The sequence below is a fragment of the Oscillatoria sp. FACHB-1407 genome (genome assembly GCF_014697545.1).
Taxonomy (GTDB): Bacteria; Cyanobacteriota; Cyanobacteriia; order Elainellales; family Elainellaceae; genus FACHB-1407.
This window is the reverse complement of sequence record NZ_JACJSA010000004.1, coordinates 210541-230749: the sequence shown is the minus strand read 5'-3', so window position 1 is coordinate 230749 and position 20209 is coordinate 210541. Positions and strand designations below refer to the sequence as shown.

Annotated in this window: 19 protein-coding genes; 15 read left to right on the top strand and 4 right to left on the bottom strand. The window is 48.0% G+C overall.

The annotated features are described in order from the left end of the window. Positions 1-167: 167 nt before the first annotated feature. A complete protein-coding gene (locus H6G89_RS09135) occupies positions 168-539 on the bottom strand; it encodes a response regulator (RefSeq protein WP_190505205.1) in 372 nt (123 codons plus the stop codon). Positions 540-1300: 761 nt separating this feature from the next. Between H6G89_RS09135 and psbV the strand changes: the two genes are divergently transcribed. The 9 genes from psbV to H6G89_RS09090 all read left to right on the top strand — a co-directional run bounded on the left by psbV (position 1301) and on the right by H6G89_RS09090 (position 7856). Then, complete coding sequence (psbV, locus tag H6G89_RS09130) at positions 1301-1792, top strand: photosystem II cytochrome c-550 (protein WP_190505203.1); 492 nt, start codon at positions 1301-1303, stop codon at positions 1790-1792. A 42-nt stretch (positions 1793-1834) separates the two neighbouring features. Then, positions 1835-2329: a photosystem II cytochrome PsbV2 gene (psbV2, locus tag H6G89_RS09125; protein WP_190505201.1), complete on the top strand. Its 495-nt coding sequence runs from the start codon at positions 1835-1837 to the stop codon at positions 2327-2329. 129 nt (positions 2330-2458) lie between these two features. Next, the gene (gene petE / locus H6G89_RS09120; protein WP_190505199.1) at positions 2459-2878 is read left to right on the top strand and encodes a plastocyanin; all 420 of its coding nucleotides are present in this window, start codon (positions 2459-2461) and stop codon (positions 2876-2878) included. 285 nt (positions 2879-3163) lie between these two features. Continuing rightward, the gene (locus tag H6G89_RS09115) at positions 3164-3874 is read left to right on the top strand and encodes a rhomboid family intramembrane serine protease (RefSeq protein WP_190505197.1); all 711 of its coding nucleotides are present in this window, start codon (positions 3164-3166) and stop codon (positions 3872-3874) included. Between the two features lie 50 nt (positions 3875-3924). Further along, a complete protein-coding gene (locus H6G89_RS09110) occupies positions 3925-4548 on the top strand; it encodes a class I SAM-dependent methyltransferase (protein WP_190505195.1) in 624 nt (207 codons plus the stop codon). A 186-nt stretch (positions 4549-4734) separates the two neighbouring features. Next, a complete protein-coding gene (locus H6G89_RS09105; RefSeq protein WP_190505193.1) occupies positions 4735-5433 on the top strand; it encodes a TVP38/TMEM64 family protein in 699 nt (232 codons plus the stop codon). Between the two features lie 90 nt (positions 5434-5523). Next, positions 5524-6048, top strand: a complete 525-nt coding sequence (locus tag H6G89_RS09100) for a hypothetical protein (RefSeq protein WP_190505191.1) — start codon at positions 5524-5526, stop codon at positions 6046-6048. 99 nt (positions 6049-6147) lie between these two features. Next, positions 6148-6858, top strand: a complete 711-nt coding sequence (locus H6G89_RS09095; RefSeq protein WP_190505488.1) for a DUF1995 family protein — start codon at positions 6148-6150, stop codon at positions 6856-6858. A gap of 242 nt (positions 6859-7100) precedes the next feature. Further along, positions 7101-7856 carry a metallophosphoesterase family protein gene (locus tag H6G89_RS09090; RefSeq protein WP_190505486.1) on the top strand — a complete coding sequence of 252 codons (756 nt, stop codon included), beginning with the start codon at positions 7101-7103 and terminating at the stop codon, positions 7854-7856. A gap of 602 nt (positions 7857-8458) precedes the next feature. Here H6G89_RS09090 and H6G89_RS09085 read toward each other — a convergent pair. Beyond that, on the bottom strand, positions 8459-9313 hold the full coding sequence (locus tag H6G89_RS09085; protein WP_190505188.1) for a M48 family metallopeptidase: 855 nt from the start codon (positions 9311-9313) through the stop codon (positions 8459-8461). A 245-nt stretch (positions 9314-9558) separates the two neighbouring features. Between H6G89_RS09085 and H6G89_RS09080 the strand changes: the two genes are divergently transcribed. Continuing rightward, complete coding sequence (locus H6G89_RS09080) at positions 9559-10089, top strand: DUF4330 domain-containing protein (RefSeq protein WP_190505186.1); 531 nt, start codon at positions 9559-9561, stop codon at positions 10087-10089. 195 nt (positions 10090-10284) lie between these two features. Next, positions 10285-10689, top strand: coding sequence for a hypothetical protein (locus H6G89_RS09075; protein ID WP_190505170.1), 405 nt, complete (start codon positions 10285-10287; stop codon positions 10687-10689). Positions 10690-10799: 110 nt separating this feature from the next. Here H6G89_RS09075 and H6G89_RS09070 read toward each other — a convergent pair whose 3' ends face one another. Continuing rightward, positions 10800-11003: a hypothetical protein gene (locus tag H6G89_RS09070; RefSeq protein ID WP_190505168.1), complete on the bottom strand. Its 204-nt coding sequence runs from the start codon at positions 11001-11003 to the stop codon at positions 10800-10802. A gap of 249 nt (positions 11004-11252) precedes the next feature. After that, the gene (locus tag H6G89_RS09065) at positions 11253-12107 is read right to left on the bottom strand and encodes an Npun_R2479 family HD domain-containing metalloprotein (protein ID WP_190505166.1); all 855 of its coding nucleotides are present in this window, start codon (positions 12105-12107) and stop codon (positions 11253-11255) included. Positions 12108-12813: 706 nt separating this feature from the next. On the opposite strand from H6G89_RS09065, the gene H6G89_RS09060 reads away from it, so the two are divergent. The 4 genes from H6G89_RS09060 to H6G89_RS09045 all read left to right on the top strand — a co-directional run bounded on the left by H6G89_RS09060 (position 12814) and on the right by H6G89_RS09045 (position 20207). After that, the gene (locus H6G89_RS09060; protein WP_190505164.1) at positions 12814-14778 is read left to right on the top strand and encodes an AAA-like domain-containing protein; all 1965 of its coding nucleotides are present in this window, start codon (positions 12814-12816) and stop codon (positions 14776-14778) included. Between the two features lie 17 nt (positions 14779-14795). Next, entirely contained in the window at positions 14796-18239 is a 3444-nt protein-coding gene (locus H6G89_RS09055; RefSeq protein ID WP_190505162.1) for a GAF domain-containing protein, read from the top strand. 277 nt (positions 18240-18516) lie between these two features. Beyond that, the gene (locus H6G89_RS09050; protein ID WP_190505160.1) at positions 18517-19218 is read left to right on the top strand and encodes an alpha/beta fold hydrolase; all 702 of its coding nucleotides are present in this window, start codon (positions 18517-18519) and stop codon (positions 19216-19218) included. Positions 19219-19307: 89 nt separating this feature from the next. After that, positions 19308-20207: a class I SAM-dependent methyltransferase gene (locus tag H6G89_RS09045; protein ID WP_190505158.1), complete on the top strand. Its 900-nt coding sequence runs from the start codon at positions 19308-19310 to the stop codon at positions 20205-20207. Positions 20208-20209: the final 2 nt, after the last annotated feature.

Below are 20209 nucleotides of genomic sequence, written 5' to 3'. Positions count from 1 at the left end.
GAGTTTTAAGTCAGCGATCGCTGCACTCATCTTACTCAAATTCGGCTTACATACTTCCAGATTACTTACACCGTTACACAGCTTTCACTATCAATAAAAGCAATTTGATTAGAGGTTTTTATCTCATCCCTAAAATTGTTAACTATTTCTGGGGTCATCGTTATGGCTCAATGCGCATCTCGCAGGAGTTGCTTTACGGTTTTGATCAACTCAGGCGGATGAAAGGGTTTAGTAATGTAAGCGTCTGCCCCTTGCTTCATCCCCCAATAGCGATCGAACTCCTCACTCTTGGTTGAGCAGATCAGAACAGGTAGATTTTGAGTGGTTGGCTCATTCTTAATCCATCGGCAAAGCTCATAGCCGTTCATCTGGGGCATGATCAGGTCAGTAATTACGAGATCAGGCACACTCGCCCGAATTTGCTCCTTCGCCTCAATTCCGTTTGTTGCCTCAACGACCTTAATTCCATTCTTTTGCAGCAAGTCTGAGAGCATTTGCCTCAACGTCTGGCTGTCATCCACAATCAAAACCGTACTCATAACTCTTTACCTAACCCCTGGTTATCTTGGACGAGATGGCAGATGCGACCTGCGTCTCCATTGCTACACTGACGACCCAGCGCATCGGATGAGCGGCGATCGGGCTGGAACCATAACTAAACAGCACCTTGACCCGTTTCTACTTTATAAAGCAGTATTCCCACAATCACCCCGAATCTATTGCCTCCTTTACGGTTCGTTCCAGAACAGGGGATTACTCAATATTGTGTCAATCCGACATCTTCCTGGCAAGAGTAGAAGCCAATGGGATTTGCATTAAAACTGCCTTGGGAATGAACCCGTTCAGTGGCATGATATTGAATTAGAACAGTTCAATTCTGCCTTATCAACGACTAGCCACTTTAGGTTCTGTAGATCTGCGGATCATTTATGTACTAGGATTGTCTCCTAAAATCCGGAAAACAATCCTTTTCTATAGGGGTTTCCGATGATCTGCAAAACTGCGGGCTTTCTCGATATTCAAGATGTCAAGGCAATTATGACTCAAATTATTGTTCAAAGACAAAATTCTAGTTCTGCTAGAGGCTTGTCTCATTAAAAACTGGCCTGATTCATCTAGAGTGAAGGCTTTGACATCATGATGCCAATTCGGTCTGTACCAGATGTTTGCTAGTTCATCGGGTTGTCTCGAAGGCAACAAGTGGCAGAAGCAATAGGCTGGTATGCCGAAGCTAAAGAAGATTGAGCTTGCTGTGTTGAAATCCTGATGACTGAGGTACGTATTTTAAGGAGAACCATTTGTGCTTAAGAAATCTATTTGGCTCGCTGTAGTCACCATCATCTTTGTTCTTCAGATGTTTGTAGGAACTGCGGCAGCAGCGGAGCTTGACGAAGCTACTCGGACAGTCAAGCTAAACGAGTCGGGGGATACCGTTGTTTTAAGCTTGAAACAGGTGTCAGAAGGAAAACGCCTGTTTAACTATGCTTGTGGTCAATGTCACGTAGGTGGGATCACAAAAACCGATCCTAACGTCGGGCTTGATCCAGAAGCTTTGGCAGGTGCAACTCCTCCCCGTGACAGCATCGCTAGCCTGGTGGACTATATGCATGACCCCACCACCTACGACGGGCTAGAGCCGATCGCTGAATTGCACCCCAGCACCCAAAGTACAGACATCTTCCCCAAGATGAGAAACCTCACTGAAGACAACCTGCGGGACATTGCAGGACATATCCTGCTGCAACCTAAAGTTGTGGGTGAAAAATGGGGCGGTGGCAAGATCTACTACTAAGATCGACTCCTGACTGTCTATTTGACTAACCCCTTGTGACCCATGCGGTTTCCCATTGCATTTCGGTGCTTTCTACAGATTTGTTTTGTTGTATGCCTGAGCGTGCTGGCTCTTGCCTCGCCTGCTCAGGCAGTTTCTTTAGATAGCTATGTGCTCCGATATTTGGACGCAAGTGAGCCAGTCGAACTTTCGTTGGATGAGAGCAAGACTGGCTTGTTTTCAGCGGCAGATTTGTCGGAGGGCAAACGCTTGTTTGAGGCAAATTGCAAAAATTGCCATGCTGGGGGTGCAACGTTGCCTGACCCAACGGTGCCCCTGTCGCTGGAGGCACTGCGTCATGCAACTCCTCCTCGGGATGCGATCGCTCCCCTGGTGGCTTTCATGCGACAACCCATGACCTACGATGGCACTGAGGAATCCTTTTCCTGTCGCGACATTCCTGAAAGCTGGATGTCTCAAGCTCAGGTTGAGCATCTTGCGGCTTTTATTTTAAGAGCCGCTCAAAAAGCACCGGGTTGGGGTGGAATGGAGTTTTGAGCCGTTCTAAACACCCTGCTTTTTAGGCAATTGTCAAATTTTGCAGGTGATTGAAAGTTTAGAAGTTTAGCCATTCAGGCTAGAATTCTACTTGAATGACGAATTCAACTTAAACCTTCCGAGGTAACCATGAAATTGATTGCTAGAGTTTCACGGAGTTTAAGTCTCGCCCTGTTGACGATGGTGTTGGTCATTGGCAGCTTAATGGTGGCAGTTTCACCTGCGGCGGCTGAGACTTTTACAGTCAAGATGGGTGCTGACAGCGGTATGTTGGCGTTTGAACCCTCCAACGTAACCGTTCATGTTGGTGACACCGTTAAATGGGTCAACAACAAACTCCCCCCCCATAACATTGTCTTTGATGACAAACAAATCCCAACTGCCAGCAAAGAATTGGCATCTAAGATTTCCCACGAACAGTTGATGTTCTCCCCCGGTGAGTCGTTTGAGGTGACCTTCTCCGCAGACATGCCCACTGGAACTTACAGCTATTTCTGTGCTCCTCACCGGGGTGCAGGTATGGTTGGCAAAATCACCGTTGAAGGTTAATCAGAGGCGATCGCCCCAGTCCGAGGTTCTTTAACTCCGCCACTGTGGGGATTGTACTTTGATACTCTTCAGCACTGACTACTTTGTTGGCTAACCTCCTTCTCAGTAGTCAACCTATTTAAGAGAGGCAATTTATCTGAAGCGTGATGGGGCTAACCCAGGTTGTGCTTTAGATAGGCTGCCTCTCTTGATTTAAGTATCTTATTGAGAACCGTCCGTAAGGGTGAAACTCCTACTTTAGAGGTGCGATATTCTACGAATGTAGACCACTCAGGAGAAGCGTCTGTGGTTCCTCTAAGAGATGACAATCCTACGACGATTACCCCCTATGTTACGTACGCATTAATTGCTATTAATGTCATCGTTTTTATATATGAATTGATGCTGCAACAGCCTGGGGAGCTCGAACAGTTTTTTCGCGTGTGGGCAGTTGTGCCGCGAGAATTAACGGCAAGTTTTGAGGGGAGAGGCAACCCGTTAGAATGGACGACCCTCTTTTCATCTCAGTTTCTCCATGCTGGGTTTCTCCATGTTGCGGGTAACATGCTGTTTCTCTGGATCTTTGGTAACAACGTCGAAGATCGTCTCGGTCACGTCAAATATCTGATCTTTTATCTAGCATGTGGGGCTTTAGCGGCTCTGGCACAGTGGTTTTTCTCCTCCGGGTCTGACATTCCATCCTTGGGAGCCAGTGGGGCGATCGCCGGAGTCATGGGGGCTTACATCCTTCGTTTCCCGCAAGCCCGAATTTTAACTCTAATTCCATTGGGGATTTTGCTAACCACCTTTCGCATTCCGGCAATTTTCTTCCTGGGCTTTTGGTTTGTGCAACAGGCGTTTTACGGAATCGTCAGCCTGGGACCGGCAACCAACGTCGGCATGGAGAGCGGTGGAGTCGCTTACTGGGCGCACGCAGGAGGGTTTGTCTTTGGTGCCATCCTCGGTCCACTGCTTGGGCTATTTAACTCAAATTCACCTGATAGGTCGTACCAATAAACTTCAAAAAAGTTAAAAATTGATGGGCAGAGCGTTTCTCTCTGTCCAATATGGTTTTTCATCAACTCGCAGACCTGATCTTTGGTTCAAAGCAACAGCTTTTTGACCAGTGGGCACTAACCTATGACTGGCTTTTGCCATCCGTAGCTTATCAGGCTATTCACCTGCGGCTACTGGAATTTGTTGCCCTTCCAGAACGGGCAACCGTTCTCGATATGGGCTGTGGAACAGGGCAATTACTGAACCGTCTGGCAAATGCTTTTCCTACAATGAGAGGTATTGGGCTAGATTTTTCGGCTCAGATGCTCCGTCAGGCACGTCGGCAAAATCGGCATCATCCCCGTCTCCTATATATTCAAGGGAATGCGGAGGGACTGCCGTTTGCAACTGAGCAGCTTGATGGAGTTTTTAGTACGCTGAGTTTCTTGCATTACCCTAACCCTCAAAGCGTGTTAGCGGAAGTGGCAAGAGTGTTGCGATCGCGGGCATCCTTTTACTGGGTTGACCCAATCGCGCCCCCTTGGGTAGCATCTCAACAACTGCCTATTTCTCCGGGTGGCATTTGCCTGTATAGTCCCGCTCATCGAGCAACCCTTGGGCAAGATGCAGGATTAACCTGTTTAGGGCATCACCATCTATTAGGTTCAGTTGTATTAACTATTTTTTCTCGGTGATTGAGGGAAACCGTCTGACCCCTGACTCCTCGTTTCTCAGGCTTCACCTGGAAACGCCTCAGAGGTTTTGCTCTGATCCGTGTAAAGCAGCAGTTATTCTTTCAAACTGGACTCCTGGCGATCAACCGGGAGCAAGACGAACAACACATTATATTGCCATCTCCAACCGACTAAGACAAATCCTCTATGCGTAAATCAAAGCGGTTAAAGGCTATCTTGAGTCTTCAAAATCTCATTGCTCTGCTTGTTCTTTTGGCATGTTTGGGTCTTGGTTGGTGGTTGTTGACCCATTTCAAGATCGGCGATTTTGAACCAACTCGGTTCGTACAACTCATCCAGTCAATGGGTTGGGTTGGGGTTTTGATTTTTATTGGGGTTTCTGCGTTGGCGGTAGTCGTGAGTCCGATTCCAGGCACACCCCTGACTATGACCGCAGGTGCCGTTTGGGGGGCTGTCCCAGCAGCAATCTATGCCATCATTGGCATTTCGGCGGGCAGTTTGCTCGCCTATTTTATAGGACGTACCTTGGGGCGATCGACCGTCCAGGCACTCACCGGAAAAATCATCTATCTCTCAACCCATCGCGGCGAGATCTATCTGGGATGGGTGATGTTTATTAGCCACCTCTTCCCGGTGTTGCCGTTTGACTTGATGAGTTATGGGGCGGGCATCAGTGGTCTGTCCCTGCCGATTTATGCCAGTGCCACGATTTTGGGAACAATCCCTGGAACTTTCTTTTTGACCTACATGGGGTCAACCTTCAAGTTTGGCGTTCCCATCGGTATTGGTTTGTTGGTCGCGTTCCTTCTCCTGATCGTCATTGTGTCTTGGGGGGTACGCCAACACAACTGGATGGGTCTACGGGATGTGGTGAAACTGGAATAGGAGCTTTGCTCAAGATCATGACCTGAATGCTCCACCCGATCTGATAATGAAATAGTAATGTTTCGTTTGGGTTCTACCGCTAATTCAGCTATGAACTATGTGATTGCTGTTTTGCCAGATCGGATTCAAGCCGAGGCAGCCTATACTGCCCTCGAAAAGGCGGGCTTGCCGTTGGATAAGATCAGCATTTTGGGCAAAGGGTATCAGACCGCAGATGAATTCGGTTTCATCGACCCCAGTCAACAAGCCCGTAAACAAGCCCAATTGATGTCCTATTGGTTAGTGCCATTTGGATTTATTGCAGGGTATGTCTTTAATGAACTGACCCAAATTGAGCTGTTTCCCTGGGCGGGTGTGCTGGGCAACCATTTGATCGGAGGCGTTTTTGGGGCGATCGCCGGAGGTATGGGCAGTCTCTTTATTGGAGGCGGTAGCGGGATTGCGTTTGGCAGTGGCGATGCATTGCCCTATCGCAATCGCTTAAAGCAGGGAAAATATCTGGTGGTGGTGAAAGGTGCTCCTAACGTGACCAATCAGGCAAGCCGCATTCTTAAAGAGCTAAATCCTGAAAACCTTCAGGGTTACGTTGACCCAACCCAACCACGCGAAAAGTAAAGGCGTGTCTCCCATTCACCCGCCGACCGATTGACCCATCACCTTATCCACACGCCCACCGATTACCCATTGATCACCGACGGCTACCGCCACACTGTTATGACTCAACTTCCTCAAAACTTAGATGACGCGATCGCTCAGGCAAGAGAAGCAACCAAAGCAGCGATCGCTGACGGGTTAACCCGCCTCCAGGTCGAACTGGTCTTTCCAGAGTTAAAGATCATGCCTGTCGCCGAACAGTTTATTCCTGCTTTTGAAGACCTGGGTGATAGGTTTCGGGTGTTCTTTCCCGATCCGGGTTCGGCAGCACTCGCACGGCGTGATTGGGGTGAAAAGCCCTATGCCATCCGTGGCATAGGTGAGTTGAAGGCGGTGATTCAGCCCGAAGAAGAAGTTTTTTTGTTTGTTGAGCCGTCTTCTGTTGAGGTGACTCAGGTTGAGCAGTTGTGTGAAGAGGCACAGCAGCGTCCGGTCGTGTTGTTAAACCCTCGTCTAGAAGACATCGCCATCATTGGCATTGGCTATGCTGCACGGCAATTACGGGAACGACTGCTGAACACCTTTGAGTCGTGTTATTACATTCGCCCTTTGGAGGGGGCAGCCTTGTTTCGCTGCTACCCCTCTCCGTGGCAGGTTTGGCGGGAGACCGAGAATGGCTATGAACTGATTGCCGAAGAGCCACAAAAACCGATTGGGGAAACCCTGGAGCGCATTCTCTTTCAAGGAACCGATACAGAAGCGGCTCGCCCTGCCCCACGCAAAGGTTTTTTAGCCGGGTTGCAAGAGTTTCTGCGAGCCTTAAGCCAATAACCTCTGAAGGCAATAAACTTCACAGTTTCAGCCGATACACTTCACAGTTTCAATGGGTAATTCCTAACAGTCTCTTTGTGATCTTCACTGGATTCTTCGTAATCTTCCCCAATGAGATTGGGCATAATGGAATGAAGGTTTTAGCTCAGTATTACGGTCAGTAATCCCCCGGATAGGGTATGCTGTAATATTCCTGTTGGCTGTAACGTTAGGAACGTCGGTAAGAGGTTCAAATGGTTGGGATGAGTAGTCGTCGCATTTTTGTCGGTGATGTGCATGGTCATTATGACGGATTGATGCAGTTGCTTGATGCGATCGCCCCCACCTCTGCCGACCAGGTTTATTTCTTAGGTGATTTGATTGATCGAGGCCCCAAAAGTTCCCAGGTGGTCAGCTTTGTCCGTCAACAGGGCTATCCCTGTCTTTTAGGAAACCACGAACAATTGTTGTTAGATGCCCTGCCCGAAGGCAAAGTGCTGCATCCGGCGTTGCAAGCCTGGTTGTATAGCGGTGGACAAACAACCGTTTCTAGCTACGGCGACCCGGATCAACTCGTAGATGACATCAAGTGGTTTCGGACTCTGCCAACCCACCTTGATTTGGGGGATATTTGGCTGGCTCATGCAGGTGTTCACCCCGGCTTGCCGATTGAAGAACAAACCCCACAGGAATACTGCTGGATTCGGGAAGAATTTCACAGCATGACAAAACCCTACTTCCCCGATAAGCTGATCATCACCGGGCATACTATTACTTTTACGTTGCCCGACGTCATTCCAGGAGCGATCGCCCAAGGACAGGGCTGGCTGGATATTGACACAGGTGCCTACCACCCCAAAAGTGGATGGCTCACTGGGCTAGACATCACGAACCAACGAGTTTATCAGGTGAATGTTTTTGAGAATGTATTGCGGACAATGCCTCTGGCAGAAGCCGTGATCCAAATTGATCCGCATTTAGTGGTGGGTCGTCGTCGCCAGTTGATGCATACGCAGTAGATCTGGGTGCATGGTTGTTTCAAGCGTGTGAAAACCAGGCATTAGGGAGTCCCCCCAAACCCTCTAGTAGAAGGTGTTTTTGGTTCACCCACAGACACGCTTCGCATCGGTTCCAAGTACGGGGGTTTCTGGTTGGGTCAAGACCCTTAACGAAGGCTCAAAGACCCCAATTTTGGGGAATGTAGCAGGATGGTTTCATACAAGTGAAGAATTTTTGCTTCACCCCCCTTAGGAAATTGGTCTGAAGTCCCCCAGAGCTAGGGGATTTGGGGACAGATTAAGGGAATTAAACTCCAATTCACTTTTCTTTGTTTACATGAAACCACCCTACCAATTTTGGGGAATGTAGGGGGCTATGAAGAATTGTGTTTACACGTAGCCTTAAAGTTGAGTAAACCTTTGATTTCCGGCAGTCCGCGTCGGCGGACTTCGCTTTGGTAGCCGCGAATTCATTCGCCAGGCTCTTAAACCGAACTGACGTTAACTGCGTAAGCCCTGGCTTTGGTCAAAAAGCTTAGGGCAAAGGCAATGCTCAAACCCTGATTCTGGGAGGCTCCCTGACTCGCCTCCACCTCATCCCGTATAGGCTACAGCTATAGGATTTAGCGTCTGACAACGGGCTGAATCTGATTGCGATAAGCAGTGTTATCCAAACCAATGCCATTGTTAGCAGTTGCTGGATCAATCTGACGTTCCAAAGCACGAATGCGATCGCGGGTTGCAGGGTGGGTGCTGAGGAATGAGGGAATCGCTGACTGTCCCATCAACTTTTGCATAAACGCCACCATCGCACTGGGGGCATAACCTGCGCGAGTCAGGGTGGATAACCCTGTTGTATCTGCCTCAAGCTCGTCCTGGCGACTGTTGGGGCGACGCAAAGCTAACTCAACGCCGATGTTGACGGCTGTGCTGCGATCTAGACCAGCAGCAGTTACGACTCCTTGAGCGATCGCCGTTTGTCGCATTTGCTCGACAGCATGGCGACCCGCAATGTGACCAATTTCATGCCCAATCACACTGGCAAGTTGGGCTTCGTTGTCGGCGGTTCTCATTAAGCCCGTAGTGACATAGACATAACCGCCCATCGTCGCGAAAGCGTTGACCTGGTTGTCATCCACAACTTGAAACACGTAGGGGATATTGGGGCGATCGCTATGGGGCACCAATCGTTGACCAATATTATTGACATAGTCCGTGACAGCACGGTTGTTGTATAGTCTAAATTCTCGGCTGACAAGCTGTTGATTAATTTGACCCCCCAACGCAACCTCTTGCCTATCAGACAGGTTAGAAAGCTGGATGACCTGAACCCCCCGAATAATGAGATCGAGCCAGGGAATGGCTTGAGAAGATTGAGGCGTGGCAGTAACAACCCCCAACGCCACAATCAGCGACATAAAGCCGTAGATCCAGCGGCGGCGGATCTGACGGTAGAGTTGAGACAACAGATTAGACATAACCCGGTATGAGGAGAAAATCGTGAGTAATCTAACAAGAGAAAAACTTAATCTCAGTGCAAAGCACTAACTCAATACATGACGTAACTGATGTGCTTGATGTTGCCTCAGCTCAATAAAGACAATTGACGAACCACTAGTCATGATAGGCTAGCAAGGTCTAGCGCATCAGTATATTTTTATTTTTGCAATAAGTATAACTGGTGCTGCGTGCTAAAGTGTCTCACTGGGGTGACGTTATCGTCATGGCTATTTTAGATTCTCAAGGTCGGTTATTTGGCAAAATTAGCATTCTCGACGTTGGAGCTGCCATCATCATGCTCCTGGTCGCAGCAGGTATTTTTCTCTTTCCAGGAAGCTCCGGATCTGTTGCTCAGTTAGGGGTCGAGACAAAACCCGTCGAAGTCGATGTTATGGTTCGAGGATTGACGGTTGCCAACCCTGCTGAATTCGTTAGCGAGATTCGCGATGCTGGTAAGACCAACATTATTATTCGCAATCAGCCCTATGGGCAGGTTGACATCAAAACTGTAAAAGAATTGCCCCGTACTGTTGCGGCTCCTCAACCTGACGGTTCTCTGAGAGCGATTCCTGACCCACGCCCTGAGTTAGATTACACCGTTGATATGGTGATTACCCTGGGTGGCAATGCTCAGATTGTCGATAGTGGTCCAGTGCTGGGAAATAACAAGATTAAGATTGGCACTCCTCTAGAGATCGAGGGACTCACTTATCGGTTTAACACTTCTGTCGTGGGCGTCAGAATTCTTCAGTAGGGATAACCACGGTACAGGAACGATTTCAGACCCCCTGGTTTTAGCTGTTTTGCATCAGTGGGCACATTTTGAGCTGTGATGCCGTCAAGCGGTGAAGTGTTGCAACGTTTTAAAAGCTCTCCCTTTGAAAGTGGGACCTCCTGATACAACGTTGCTTTCGGATATCAATCGTCACACTTCTATCACAGACAACCTATGAAGAAGATTGCTATTGCAACCGCGATCGCTCTTACTGCTCTGACTGTAGGCACCATTCAGACCCACGCCCAAACTTCAACCAGTGGTTCTTCCTCAACTCGGACTCAGCAAATTAACACCATTCCAGTGTCCGTTGATGCTGATTTAGGTCGGGCTAAAAACTTAGCTAGACAAGCCGCCGAGCGTGCCAACGGTGGTTTGAGCCGCTATCGGGCGGAGTCATCGATGCATGGTCCTGCTGCAAACTCACCCTATGTTGATAATGGTGACGGCAGTTGGACATTCACCTTTGTAGGCGGACGACCCACCGCAACTCCTTCAGTTGAGAGCGTCGTCACCGTCTTTCGGGATAACTGGCGCGTGACAGTCGATTACAACGGGCCGATTCGGTCTAGCCGTTAGTCTGTTGCTTGCGTTAGCTAACAACTCGGTCTAAAACTCCTTTGAAATAGAAAAGAGACGCGATCGCGTCTCTTTCATTTTTGTAGGATTTCATTCCCATTGAGCGTTGGTTACTCTACTACCCTAATTAAACCGCTACGAAGAGCATCAAACACTCGATTGATCTGAACCTGTTCGGCATCATTTAACGCTTTTTTAGATAGCAGAGCCGACATAAACCGCTCTTGATCAACACGAGTAATTCGACGGGTCGCAAAGATCTGCTCAACCAGTTGTTCAATTGAGGCATCCGGTAAATTCACTTGCGATTGCATACACCCCAAAGACGGTAGATAGTGCTTGTGCAGATATAGTATGGCTCAAACGAGTCACATCTGATACTGAGCCAAATCACTATCTATCGTGATTTAAATCATTTCCAAACTGAATAGAAAGGCTGTAAGTGAGATAGCACAGCAATTGTCTGAGGTGTTCAAAAAAATGCCTTCGTCCGTGCTAGTACGTACACCATCATAGCAGGCGATACAAGATCCGGGGCAAGGGGTATGACCCATGCTGAGAGATCAGGCAGCAAGACTTAAGCCCGCGTAATTTTGCTCAGCCGACAAAACATTGGCATAGAGGTTTGCCACAATCTGCCGTCCCTGTTGAGTGGCTTCGAGATAGGTCAATGCCGTTTGCACATAGGGATAAACAACTTTGCGGTAGAAGTTGGGATAACTAGCCCGCAGATCATCAGGATGATGATAACCCAACTGCTGGTTAGTGCCTGTTTCTGCAAACTCATAAAACAGCGTTGGCAGCTTTTGTAGATAGCGGGGGTCACTCAACTGCCCGATTAAATCAGCGGCTCTCGTCAAACCGGGATAGTGATAGGTGTCGCGATAGAGGTCCCGATCCGGTGCCGGAAAACGGGTTAACTCGATGTTGTCTTGAATCAGAGCAACCTCAATCAACGGATGATTGGAGAACTTTTCAGCGACAAATTGTTGTCCGCGATCAACGTGATAGGGAGTCAGACTGGCATCGGTGGCTCCGGCGGCGAGTTGCACCAAGTTGTCACCTCTTCCACTTGCAAAGAGGCGTTGGGTCATCTGGTCGGGCTGACAAACTCCCTTGACATAACCGATGTCGTGACACAACAACGAGATGATGTAATGTGCCCAATCTTTGGGTGATACATATCCATCCAGGCACTGCTTACCACGCAAAATGTCTTGTCCAACCAGGGTCACCAAAATCGTGTGTTCGATGTCGTGGTAGGGAGCGTCACTGTGGGCGATCGCCTCTAGAGTGAGATGGGCAACCCAACCGATTAAATCAGCATACTCTGTGTCGCGATTACCAAAGGCTTGATGATAGCCACTGGTCAACCGTTTGACGCATTGATCGATCATGACTTCTGTGGGGTTAAACATATCACATACTCCTCTGGGTGCTTTGGTCGCTTTGTTGTTTCTCCTTGGTTGCTTCTCACTATCCCTAAAACAACAAGCAACAACAACCAGAAAAGTTCATACTTCCTGAAAGTGAACCTGTGATCTTGATCAATTTGTTTTACGGTTGAGTTCACATATCACTTCTCTAAAAGTATTTCTGAAACACCCCTACGAATTTTCAGTTGGTATTAAAGATTTTCTGTAGACTCCCGTATGGATGTGACAACGTTAATCATGCACCCTTAGACAAGGGTTATTAATAATTGACCGTTGGTTTTTTAAACCTCATATAACCTCATAAAAACTCAATGTATTTTGTCCTCAATCTTGATGGCCAACGATTGAGGTGAGTGTTATTGAAGTGAGTTTTTTTGGTAGTAAGTCGTTTGGGTATGTGTTATTTAGCTTAATAAGCAGGATGATTCTACTCATTCATATATGTGATCTAGATCAAAGGAGTCTCCGTGGAATGCCTTAGAATTGAAGTCACAATTACCCCAGTAGTGTGTTGAGTTGAGTGAACTTGGATAGAGTTCCATTCAACAGCGGAGTCTGTGTTTTCGGAAAGTGTGAGCTGATTTTTTTAGAAAATTGCGATCGCCCATGCTCTCACTCACTGTGTTTGAGTTTTTGAGATTGAGTGCCAGTTTGTGTATTGTTTGATTCTGATCGTTCCTGAAATCGTATGGATGCTAAAACAGCATTGGAATTTGTGGATGGTTTGATTTATGACCAGACCGGAAAACACCTCAGCAATTTAGAAAGAGATGTTTTTATGGGGTCGTGGCAGGGGCAAACCTATGAAGAGATTTACCCCAACAACCCGGAGTACGTCGAAAAATATGTGGGCTACAAATTGTGGCAAAAATTATCAACAGTATTAGGAGAAAAGGTCACTAAAAAACAATTTCGTGGGGCATTAGAAAGAACATTTCAACGACAAACGCATTCCTCAGTTGCTGTCCTTTCACAGGAGGCAACAAGAGTTGAAAAAATGTCAGAGCAGGCTGTCAAACAGATCTTTGTCAGCCATCGTAGCCAGGAACCCGATCGCTGTTTAGCAACCGATTTGTGTGAGGCGATCGCCACCGCAGGACACCACATTCTTATGGTGGATACAGGGATCATTCCAACTACATATGGTCAGTCGGATCGGGACTGGTTAACCCACATTGATGCCTGTCTGGCACGGTGTGATTTTTTTATCTTGTTGTTGTCTCCTCAGGCAGCAGTGAGCGAGATGGTGTTGGAAGAGTTGCGACGAGTCAAGGAGTTGCAAAGCAAAAGCCATCGCTATCACCCGATCATCCTGCCGATTCAGGTCAACTGTCCGCCGGAAATGCCGCTCAACCATGACCTACAAAATTATTTGCGCTATGTGCATCAGTGGGTTTGGCAATCCCCGATGGACAGTACAGCGGTCATTCAAGCGATCGTAGATGTGATTAACGGGGATGGGGCGAATGGCAATGCAACCCTGCAAAGCAGTTCTCTCACGGGGCTAATTGACCGTCAGGAGTTGTCCCTAACCACCCAATCTCCAGTGTTTCACATCCATCCTCTGGCGGTTCCCAGTCCCTCTCCCACCTTGCCAACGCCTTGCCCCATCGCTGACCCGGAACTACCGCAGGGACAGGTACGATTAGATTCTCAGTTTTATGTGGAGCGATCGCCCTACGAAGCACGATGTTATCGTGAGATCGTGCAGCCAGGGACATTAATTCGCATTAAAGCTCCGCGACAAATGGGCAAAACTTCCCTGATGTCGCGAATTTTGCATCAAGCGCGTGAGCAAGGCTATCGCACAGTCCCCCTTAGTTTTCAACACGCCGATAGAGCGGTGTTTGAAAGCTTAGACCAACTGTTGCAATGGGTATGTACTCGTGTCGCCCGCAGGTTGCATCTCCCCCATGCCGTTGACCAATATTGGTCAGACACCTATGGCAGCAAGGACAACTGCACAGCCTATTTTGAAGACTGTTTGTTATCTGAAATTGATCAGCCGATGGTGTTGGCATTGGATGAAGTCGATCGGGTATTTCAATATCCCAAAATTGCGGATGACTTTTTTGGTTTGTTACGCGCCTGGTATGAGGAGGCGGGATATGGCGACAGCGACAGCGGATTGTGGGAAAAATTGCGCTTGATTGTAGTGCATTCCACCGAGGTTTACATTCCACTTGATGTGAATCAGTCCCCCTTTAATGTGGGTTTGCCGATTGAGTTATCAGAGTTTAGTCCAGAGCAAGTCAGCGATCTGGCGCGGCGGCACGGCTTGAATTGGCACTCAGACCAGGTTGCCCAGTTGATGCAAATTGTTGGTGGGCATCCGTATCTCGTGCGGTTGGCACTCTATCACATCGCCCAGGGGCAGTTGACCTTACCCCAATTAATTGAAACGGCTCCTACAGAAGCAGGGATTTATGGCGATCACCTGCGGCGGCATTTGTGGAACTTGCAACACCACCCAGAACTGGCGATCGCCTTTCAACGGGTGGTAACGAGCCACCAATCCGTTGAACTGGCATCAATTTTGGCGTTTAAGCTGCACAGTTTAGGACTGGTGCAATTGCAGGGCAATGAAGTTACGCCTCGCTTTCAGCTTTATCAACATTATTTTGGCGATCGCTTCGGTCATTCTGAGGTCTAGTTTTGAGTCTTAACCCCATGACGTATACCTATAAAGTTGGTGGACACTTACCCTTAGATGCACCCAGTTATGTGGTGCGACAGGCAGACCGTGAACTGTATGAAGGCTTAAAGGCGGGTGAGTTTTGCTATGTGTTGAACTCGCGGCAAATGGGCAAAACCAGTTTGCGGGTGCGAACCATGCACCGTTTACAAGCCGAAGGGGTAGCTGGAGCAGCCATCGACCTGACCAAGATTGGCAGTCAGGATATCACTCCCGATCAGTGGTATGCGGGATTGATGCGACGTTTAGTGAAGAGCTTTCATTTGCCCATTGATCTGCAATCGTGGTTGCGCGATCGCGATTTTTTACCGCCCGTACAACGTTTGAGCGAATTTATCGAAGAAGTGTTATTGGCATCCGTACATAAGCCTATTGTCATTTTCATTGATGAAATTGACAGCATGTTGAGTTTAAACTTTCGCACTGATGACTTTTTTGCTTTTATTCGAGCGTGTAACGAATACGAACAATTAACGTTTGCCCTGCTGGGTGTATCCACTCCATCCGATTTGATTCAAAACAAAAATTGCACTCCATTTAATATTGGTCGAGCAATCGAATTATACGGATTTCAACTCTCAGAAGTACAACCATTGGCGATCGGCTTACAGTCTAAAACGAATAATCCCCAAGCGGTTTTAGAAGCCATCTTAGCGTGGACAGAAGGACAACCTTTTCTCACTCAGAAGATCTGCCAACTGATTTACACTTCAGAATCGATGATTCCCACAGGACATGAAGCCGAGTGGATCGAAGGACTGGTGCGATCGCGCCTGATCGACAATTGGGAAGCCACAGATGAGCCGCCACATTTGAAAACAATTCGCGATCGCCTGTTACGCATTGGTCAGCGGAGCCGAGCTTTACTCGATCTGTATCAAAATATTTGGCGAAGGGGAGAAGTAGAAGCCTCTGATGCCCCTGAACAGATTGAATTACGGTTATCGGGATTAGTCGTCAAACGTGCTGGCAAATTGCAAATCGCAAACCGCATCTATGCTTCCGTATTCAACAACAATTGGGTGCAAAAAACCCTGATTGATCTAAAGGCAGATTTCATGCAAGTGGTGGCAACCCAGGAGCAAAAATTGCTCTCGATGTTAAATGTGATGGAGGGCAAAGACTTTGCCGATATTTTGTATCAGATTCTCGGTTCTATCACATTGCGTCTGGGCGAATTGCTGAGTGTCGATCGCACCACCATCTTTTTTATCGATGAGGAGAAGAACAACATCTGGTCAGTGATTGCACGTCACGAGTCAGGCAGTTCACCAGAAATCCAAGTCATTACAAACAAGGGCAGCGGCGGACAGTTAACCAACTTTAGAAATTTGGTCAATTCACCATTCAACTTCCGGGATGAACGGATAGAGGCAGAAGAAACCTCATCTGCGACCAATCGTTACCGAGTGTATAGCGAACTGGTGGTGCCGCTATCGAGTGAGCAGCACAATTTAGTGGCGTTCATTCAGCTATTTAACAAATTGAAGCGATCGAACAATCCCAATGCATCCATGCGAGAGCGCATCAATCCTCAAGGATTTACCGATGCCGACCAAACCCAGTTGGAAGAGTATGCTCCTGCCATTTCGCGCATTCTGGCTCGTTGTCAGGATTGCTATCGTCTGACCCAACGCCTGCAAGCGTCAGAGGCACTCACTGAAGCAACGCGATCGGTCTCGCAGAGTAGTCTGGATTCCGATGAGATCATCCGGCGGGTAATGGAAGCTGCCAAAAAATTGATGAATGCCGACCGCAGTAGCCTCTGGCTATTGGATCACGACAATAACCAATTGTGGACAAAAGTTCGCTTTGAGAATGGCTTGATGCAAGAAATCCGCATTAATGTTGGACAGGGCTTTGCGGGCATGGTTGCCCAGTCTAAGGAAACTTTGAATATTCCCTTCGATCTTTACGATCATCCTGATTCGGAAACGGCTCGCCAAACCGATCAAAAAACAGGATATCGCACCTGTAGTTTGCTGTGCATGCCCGTCTGGAGCCCAGATGGAGTGCTACTGGGCGTGACTCAGTTAGTAAACAAACGCCGCCAGGGAGAGTTTCCCGAATATGACCCGGCAACATGGCCTGAAGCCCCTGAGTGCTTCAAGGCGAGCTTTGATGCCAGCAGCCAAAAATACATGCAGATTTTTAATGCTCAGGTGGGGGTTGCCCTGCAAAATGCTCGCCAGTTTGCTGAGATGAAGCGACAAGCCGAGAATCAGCCTCAAAGCGTAGTGTTGCAAACCTTGAGTATGTTGAGCCAGGTGATGGATAACCAGGGCTTTGATGACATTCTGGACACTACATTGCGATCGATCACGCTAAAAATTGGCAAATCGCTTTGCGCCGATCGCACCACGATTTTTTTACTGGACGAAGAACGGGAGGAGTTTTGGTCGATTGTGGCGGAGTCTGAAAACAGCGATCGCCCCCTTGAAATTCGCATTCCTGCCAATAAAGGCATCGTTGGAGAGGTGGCAGAAACAAAACAGATTATCAACATCCCCTTCGACTTCTACGATGACCCCCGCTCTAAGACTGCCAAGGAACAGGATCAGCGCAACCACTATCGCACTTACACCATGCTGGCGATGCCACTGTTAAACGAACGAGGCGATCTGATCGCAGTCGTGCAACTGCTCAATAAACTCCAACGCACCCATGACTCTGCACTGCCCTTAGGCGATCGCGTTGATCCACAAGGTTTTACCGCTGCTGACGAACAGCAATTTGTCGCTAATGCACCGCTCATCCGCATGATTCTTGAAAGCTTCTGCTCCTATCACAAAACCGCCAGAGGACAACGGGTTGCCGCCGCACTGATGGCAGCGACACGATCCGTGAGCCAGAGCAGCTTAGAACCGGATGAAATCTTGCGGCGGGTGATGCAAGCCGCAAAAGAGTTAATGAATGCCGATCGCAGCACACTCTGGTTGCGCGATCCCTACACGAATGAGTTGTGGACAAAGATTCCCTTTGATGAGGGGGGCGAGAAAGAAATTCGTCTCAAAATTGGAGAAGGTTACGCAGGCAAAGTAGCAGAAACGCAAAAGCCAATCAATATCCCCTTTGATTTGTACGAACATCCCGACTCTGAAACGGCTCGCAAAACCGATCAACGCAGTGGCTATCGCACCTATAGCCTGTTGTGTATGCCTGTGTTTAACCCGGATGGCGAACTGATTGGTGTCACACAGTTGATTAATAAGCGGCGATCGCCCGAAGTGATGGACGAACCCACTGATGATCAAGATATCCCCCTGTGGTTTCGCGCCAGCTTTGATCACAGCGACCAGAAATACATGCAGATCTTTAACAACCAGGCGGGAGTCATTCTGCAAAATGCCGAACTGTTAGCCGCCGTCAAACGTCAAGAGGAAACCTTACGCTATAGCATCGGTGTTGGTAAGGGATAAGCCAGGGGTTCCACCCCTGCACCCCGTCCTAGTTTTTGTTAATACTGCGATCAATCTTGAAGAGATACGAAAATTTTTTTGCAATATATCTAAATCGCCATAACATACAAAAGATTTCTTGCGGTCTACACTTTTTGTGAAGATAGACAGTAAGTTTCTGGCTATTGACTGAAAACAGTCCAAAAAAATCCCTTTCAACCTCGTGTATTCAACCAATTGACCGTTCTCTACACCATGAGATGTAACACAAACAGGTTAGTGACAAGGCAGAATCACGATGAGCAAAATTCAAAATATTGTGTTGGTTCATGGTTTTTGGGCAGATGGATCAAGTTACGGTGAGATCATTCCAGCATTATTGCAAGAAGGCTATAACGTTATTGCCGTTCAAAACCCATTGACGTCATTAGCGGATGATGTTGCTGCAACAAAACGTGTTTTAGCTCGTCTTGAAGGTCCATGTATTTTAGTTGGTCATTCGTGGGGCGGGTTTGTCATTACTGAAGCTGGAAATGACGAACAGGTTGCCGGATTAGTTTATATTGCTGCCCTTGCCCCGAATACGGGTGAAACAGTAGTAGACATTTTGAGCCAGTACGAAGCGGCTCCTGCATCACAATACTTTCAAGTGCAAGATGGGTTCATTTGGCTTGCTCAAGAAGGCGTGCAGAAGGCGTTTGCGAACGATCTTTCAGCAGAACAAGCGGCACTCATTTATGCAACTCAAACTGCACCATCTACATCACTGTTGCAAGCAACCGTAGATACCCCAGCGTGGAAACGTAAACCGAGTTGGTACATCATCTCTAACGTTGACCAGACCATTCCACCCGACTTACAACGCGATTCAGCAAAACGAATTGGTGCAACTGCGATCGCTTTAGACGCAAGTCACGTTTCTATGATTTCTCATCCCGAAGAAGTCTTAAAGGTTATCCGAGAAGCGGCTGTGAATAGTCAGCGAACACCCGTCCTGTAAGGGGTGAGTTTTGCGGTTATAACCAAGTCACTTGCACGTGGATTAGGGGTGAATCCCTGCACCCCGTCCTAAGCAACCCCTCAGTTGCTATGTACACAGAGGATGGAGTACACGGTAAGTTCATGGGTATTGATTTAGGTAAGTCAACGAACAAAGGCACGGCTTTGTTGAAATTTGCTCATCAATTTCAACCCGATCCCATTCTGGAAGATCCTTATCTCAGTTGGTTCTTTGATAAATCCGTCGCTCAATCTTTGCAGGAAGATTTCTTGGGTCTTGGCTTAGAACCCACCGACGAGGTGCAGAGATTTCAACAGATCGCCTACTGGTATATCGTTCTCAGAGAGAAGGTAGGCGATGAAGTCATTACCGACGCAATTACGTCAGGCTGCCAACAACTATTGCTGCTTGGATCGGGGTACGATACTCGATTCCTTCGACTGCCGATTGTGCAAGAGAGCAGAGTTGCCACCTTTGAGGTGGACTTGCCACAAACGATTCACGACAAGCAAGTGTACCTGACCAATCAACTGGGTCATATCCCTAATGGATTAACCCTCGTTCCGCTCGACTTTAATCAGGATGATCTCAACCGTCTGACTCATCATGGGTTTGACCCAACACTGGCAACAGCTTACGTCTGGCAGGGGGTTAGCTATTATTTGCCCCAGGAGAGCGTTTCTCAGGTGTTAGACACGGTGCGATCGCAAATGACGCCTGATTCCGTACTCGTTTTTGATGCCTGTTCCCCATTGATGACCTACAAGAATGATCAAATTCCCGGTATAGCTGCCAGCATTGACCGTCTGACCGAAATTGGAGAGCCATACTTGTTTGGCATGGATGGGGATGAGATGAAGGCATGGCTGGAGGAAAAGGGATTCCAGCAGGTTAAGATCTTGCAGCAAGACGACCTGGAGGAGCGATTCCTGCACAGGCGGACATTGCCAAACAATATGTGGTACGTGGCGATCGCTAAAGTGAGCTAAGC

What these genes read in the sequence shown, in the direction of transcription:
- H6G89_RS09135 (WP_190505205.1), bottom strand. Translation starts at nt 539, where the DNA reads ATGAGTACGGTTTTGATTGTGGATGACAGCCAGACGTTGAGGCAAATG.
- psbV2 (WP_190505201.1), top strand. Translation starts at nt 1,835, where the DNA reads ATGCGGTTTCCCATTGCATTTCGGTGCTTTCTACAGATTTGTTTTGTT.
- petE (WP_190505199.1), top strand. Translation starts at nt 2,459, where the DNA reads ATGAAATTGATTGCTAGAGTTTCACGGAGTTTAAGTCTCGCCCTGTTG.
- H6G89_RS09110 (WP_190505195.1), top strand. Translation starts at nt 3,925, where the DNA reads ATGGTTTTTCATCAACTCGCAGACCTGATCTTTGGTTCAAAGCAACAG.
- H6G89_RS09105 (WP_190505193.1), top strand. Translation starts at nt 4,735, where the DNA reads ATGCGTAAATCAAAGCGGTTAAAGGCTATCTTGAGTCTTCAAAATCTC.
- H6G89_RS09100 (WP_190505191.1), top strand. Translation starts at nt 5,524, where the DNA reads ATGAACTATGTGATTGCTGTTTTGCCAGATCGGATTCAAGCCGAGGCA.
- H6G89_RS09095 (WP_190505488.1), top strand. Translation starts at nt 6,148, where the DNA reads ATGACTCAACTTCCTCAAAACTTAGATGACGCGATCGCTCAGGCAAGA.
- H6G89_RS09090 (WP_190505486.1), top strand. Translation starts at nt 7,101, where the DNA reads ATGAGTAGTCGTCGCATTTTTGTCGGTGATGTGCATGGTCATTATGAC.
- H6G89_RS09085 (WP_190505188.1), bottom strand. Translation starts at nt 9,313, where the DNA reads ATGTCTAATCTGTTGTCTCAACTCTACCGTCAGATCCGCCGCCGCTGG.
- H6G89_RS09080 (WP_190505186.1), top strand. Translation starts at nt 9,559, where the DNA reads ATGGCTATTTTAGATTCTCAAGGTCGGTTATTTGGCAAAATTAGCATT.
- H6G89_RS09075 (WP_190505170.1), top strand. Translation starts at nt 10,285, where the DNA reads ATGAAGAAGATTGCTATTGCAACCGCGATCGCTCTTACTGCTCTGACT.
- H6G89_RS09070 (WP_190505168.1), bottom strand. Translation starts at nt 11,003, where the DNA reads ATGCAATCGCAAGTGAATTTACCGGATGCCTCAATTGAACAACTGGTT.
- H6G89_RS09065 (WP_190505166.1), bottom strand. Translation starts at nt 12,107, where the DNA reads ATGTTTAACCCCACAGAAGTCATGATCGATCAATGCGTCAAACGGTTG.
- H6G89_RS09060 (WP_190505164.1), top strand. Translation starts at nt 12,814, where the DNA reads ATGGATGCTAAAACAGCATTGGAATTTGTGGATGGTTTGATTTATGAC.
- H6G89_RS09055 (WP_190505162.1), top strand. Translation starts at nt 14,796, where the DNA reads ATGACGTATACCTATAAAGTTGGTGGACACTTACCCTTAGATGCACCC.
- H6G89_RS09050 (WP_190505160.1), top strand. Translation starts at nt 18,517, where the DNA reads ATGAGCAAAATTCAAAATATTGTGTTGGTTCATGGTTTTTGGGCAGAT.
- H6G89_RS09045 (WP_190505158.1), top strand. Translation starts at nt 19,308, where the DNA reads ATGTACACAGAGGATGGAGTACACGGTAAGTTCATGGGTATTGATTTA.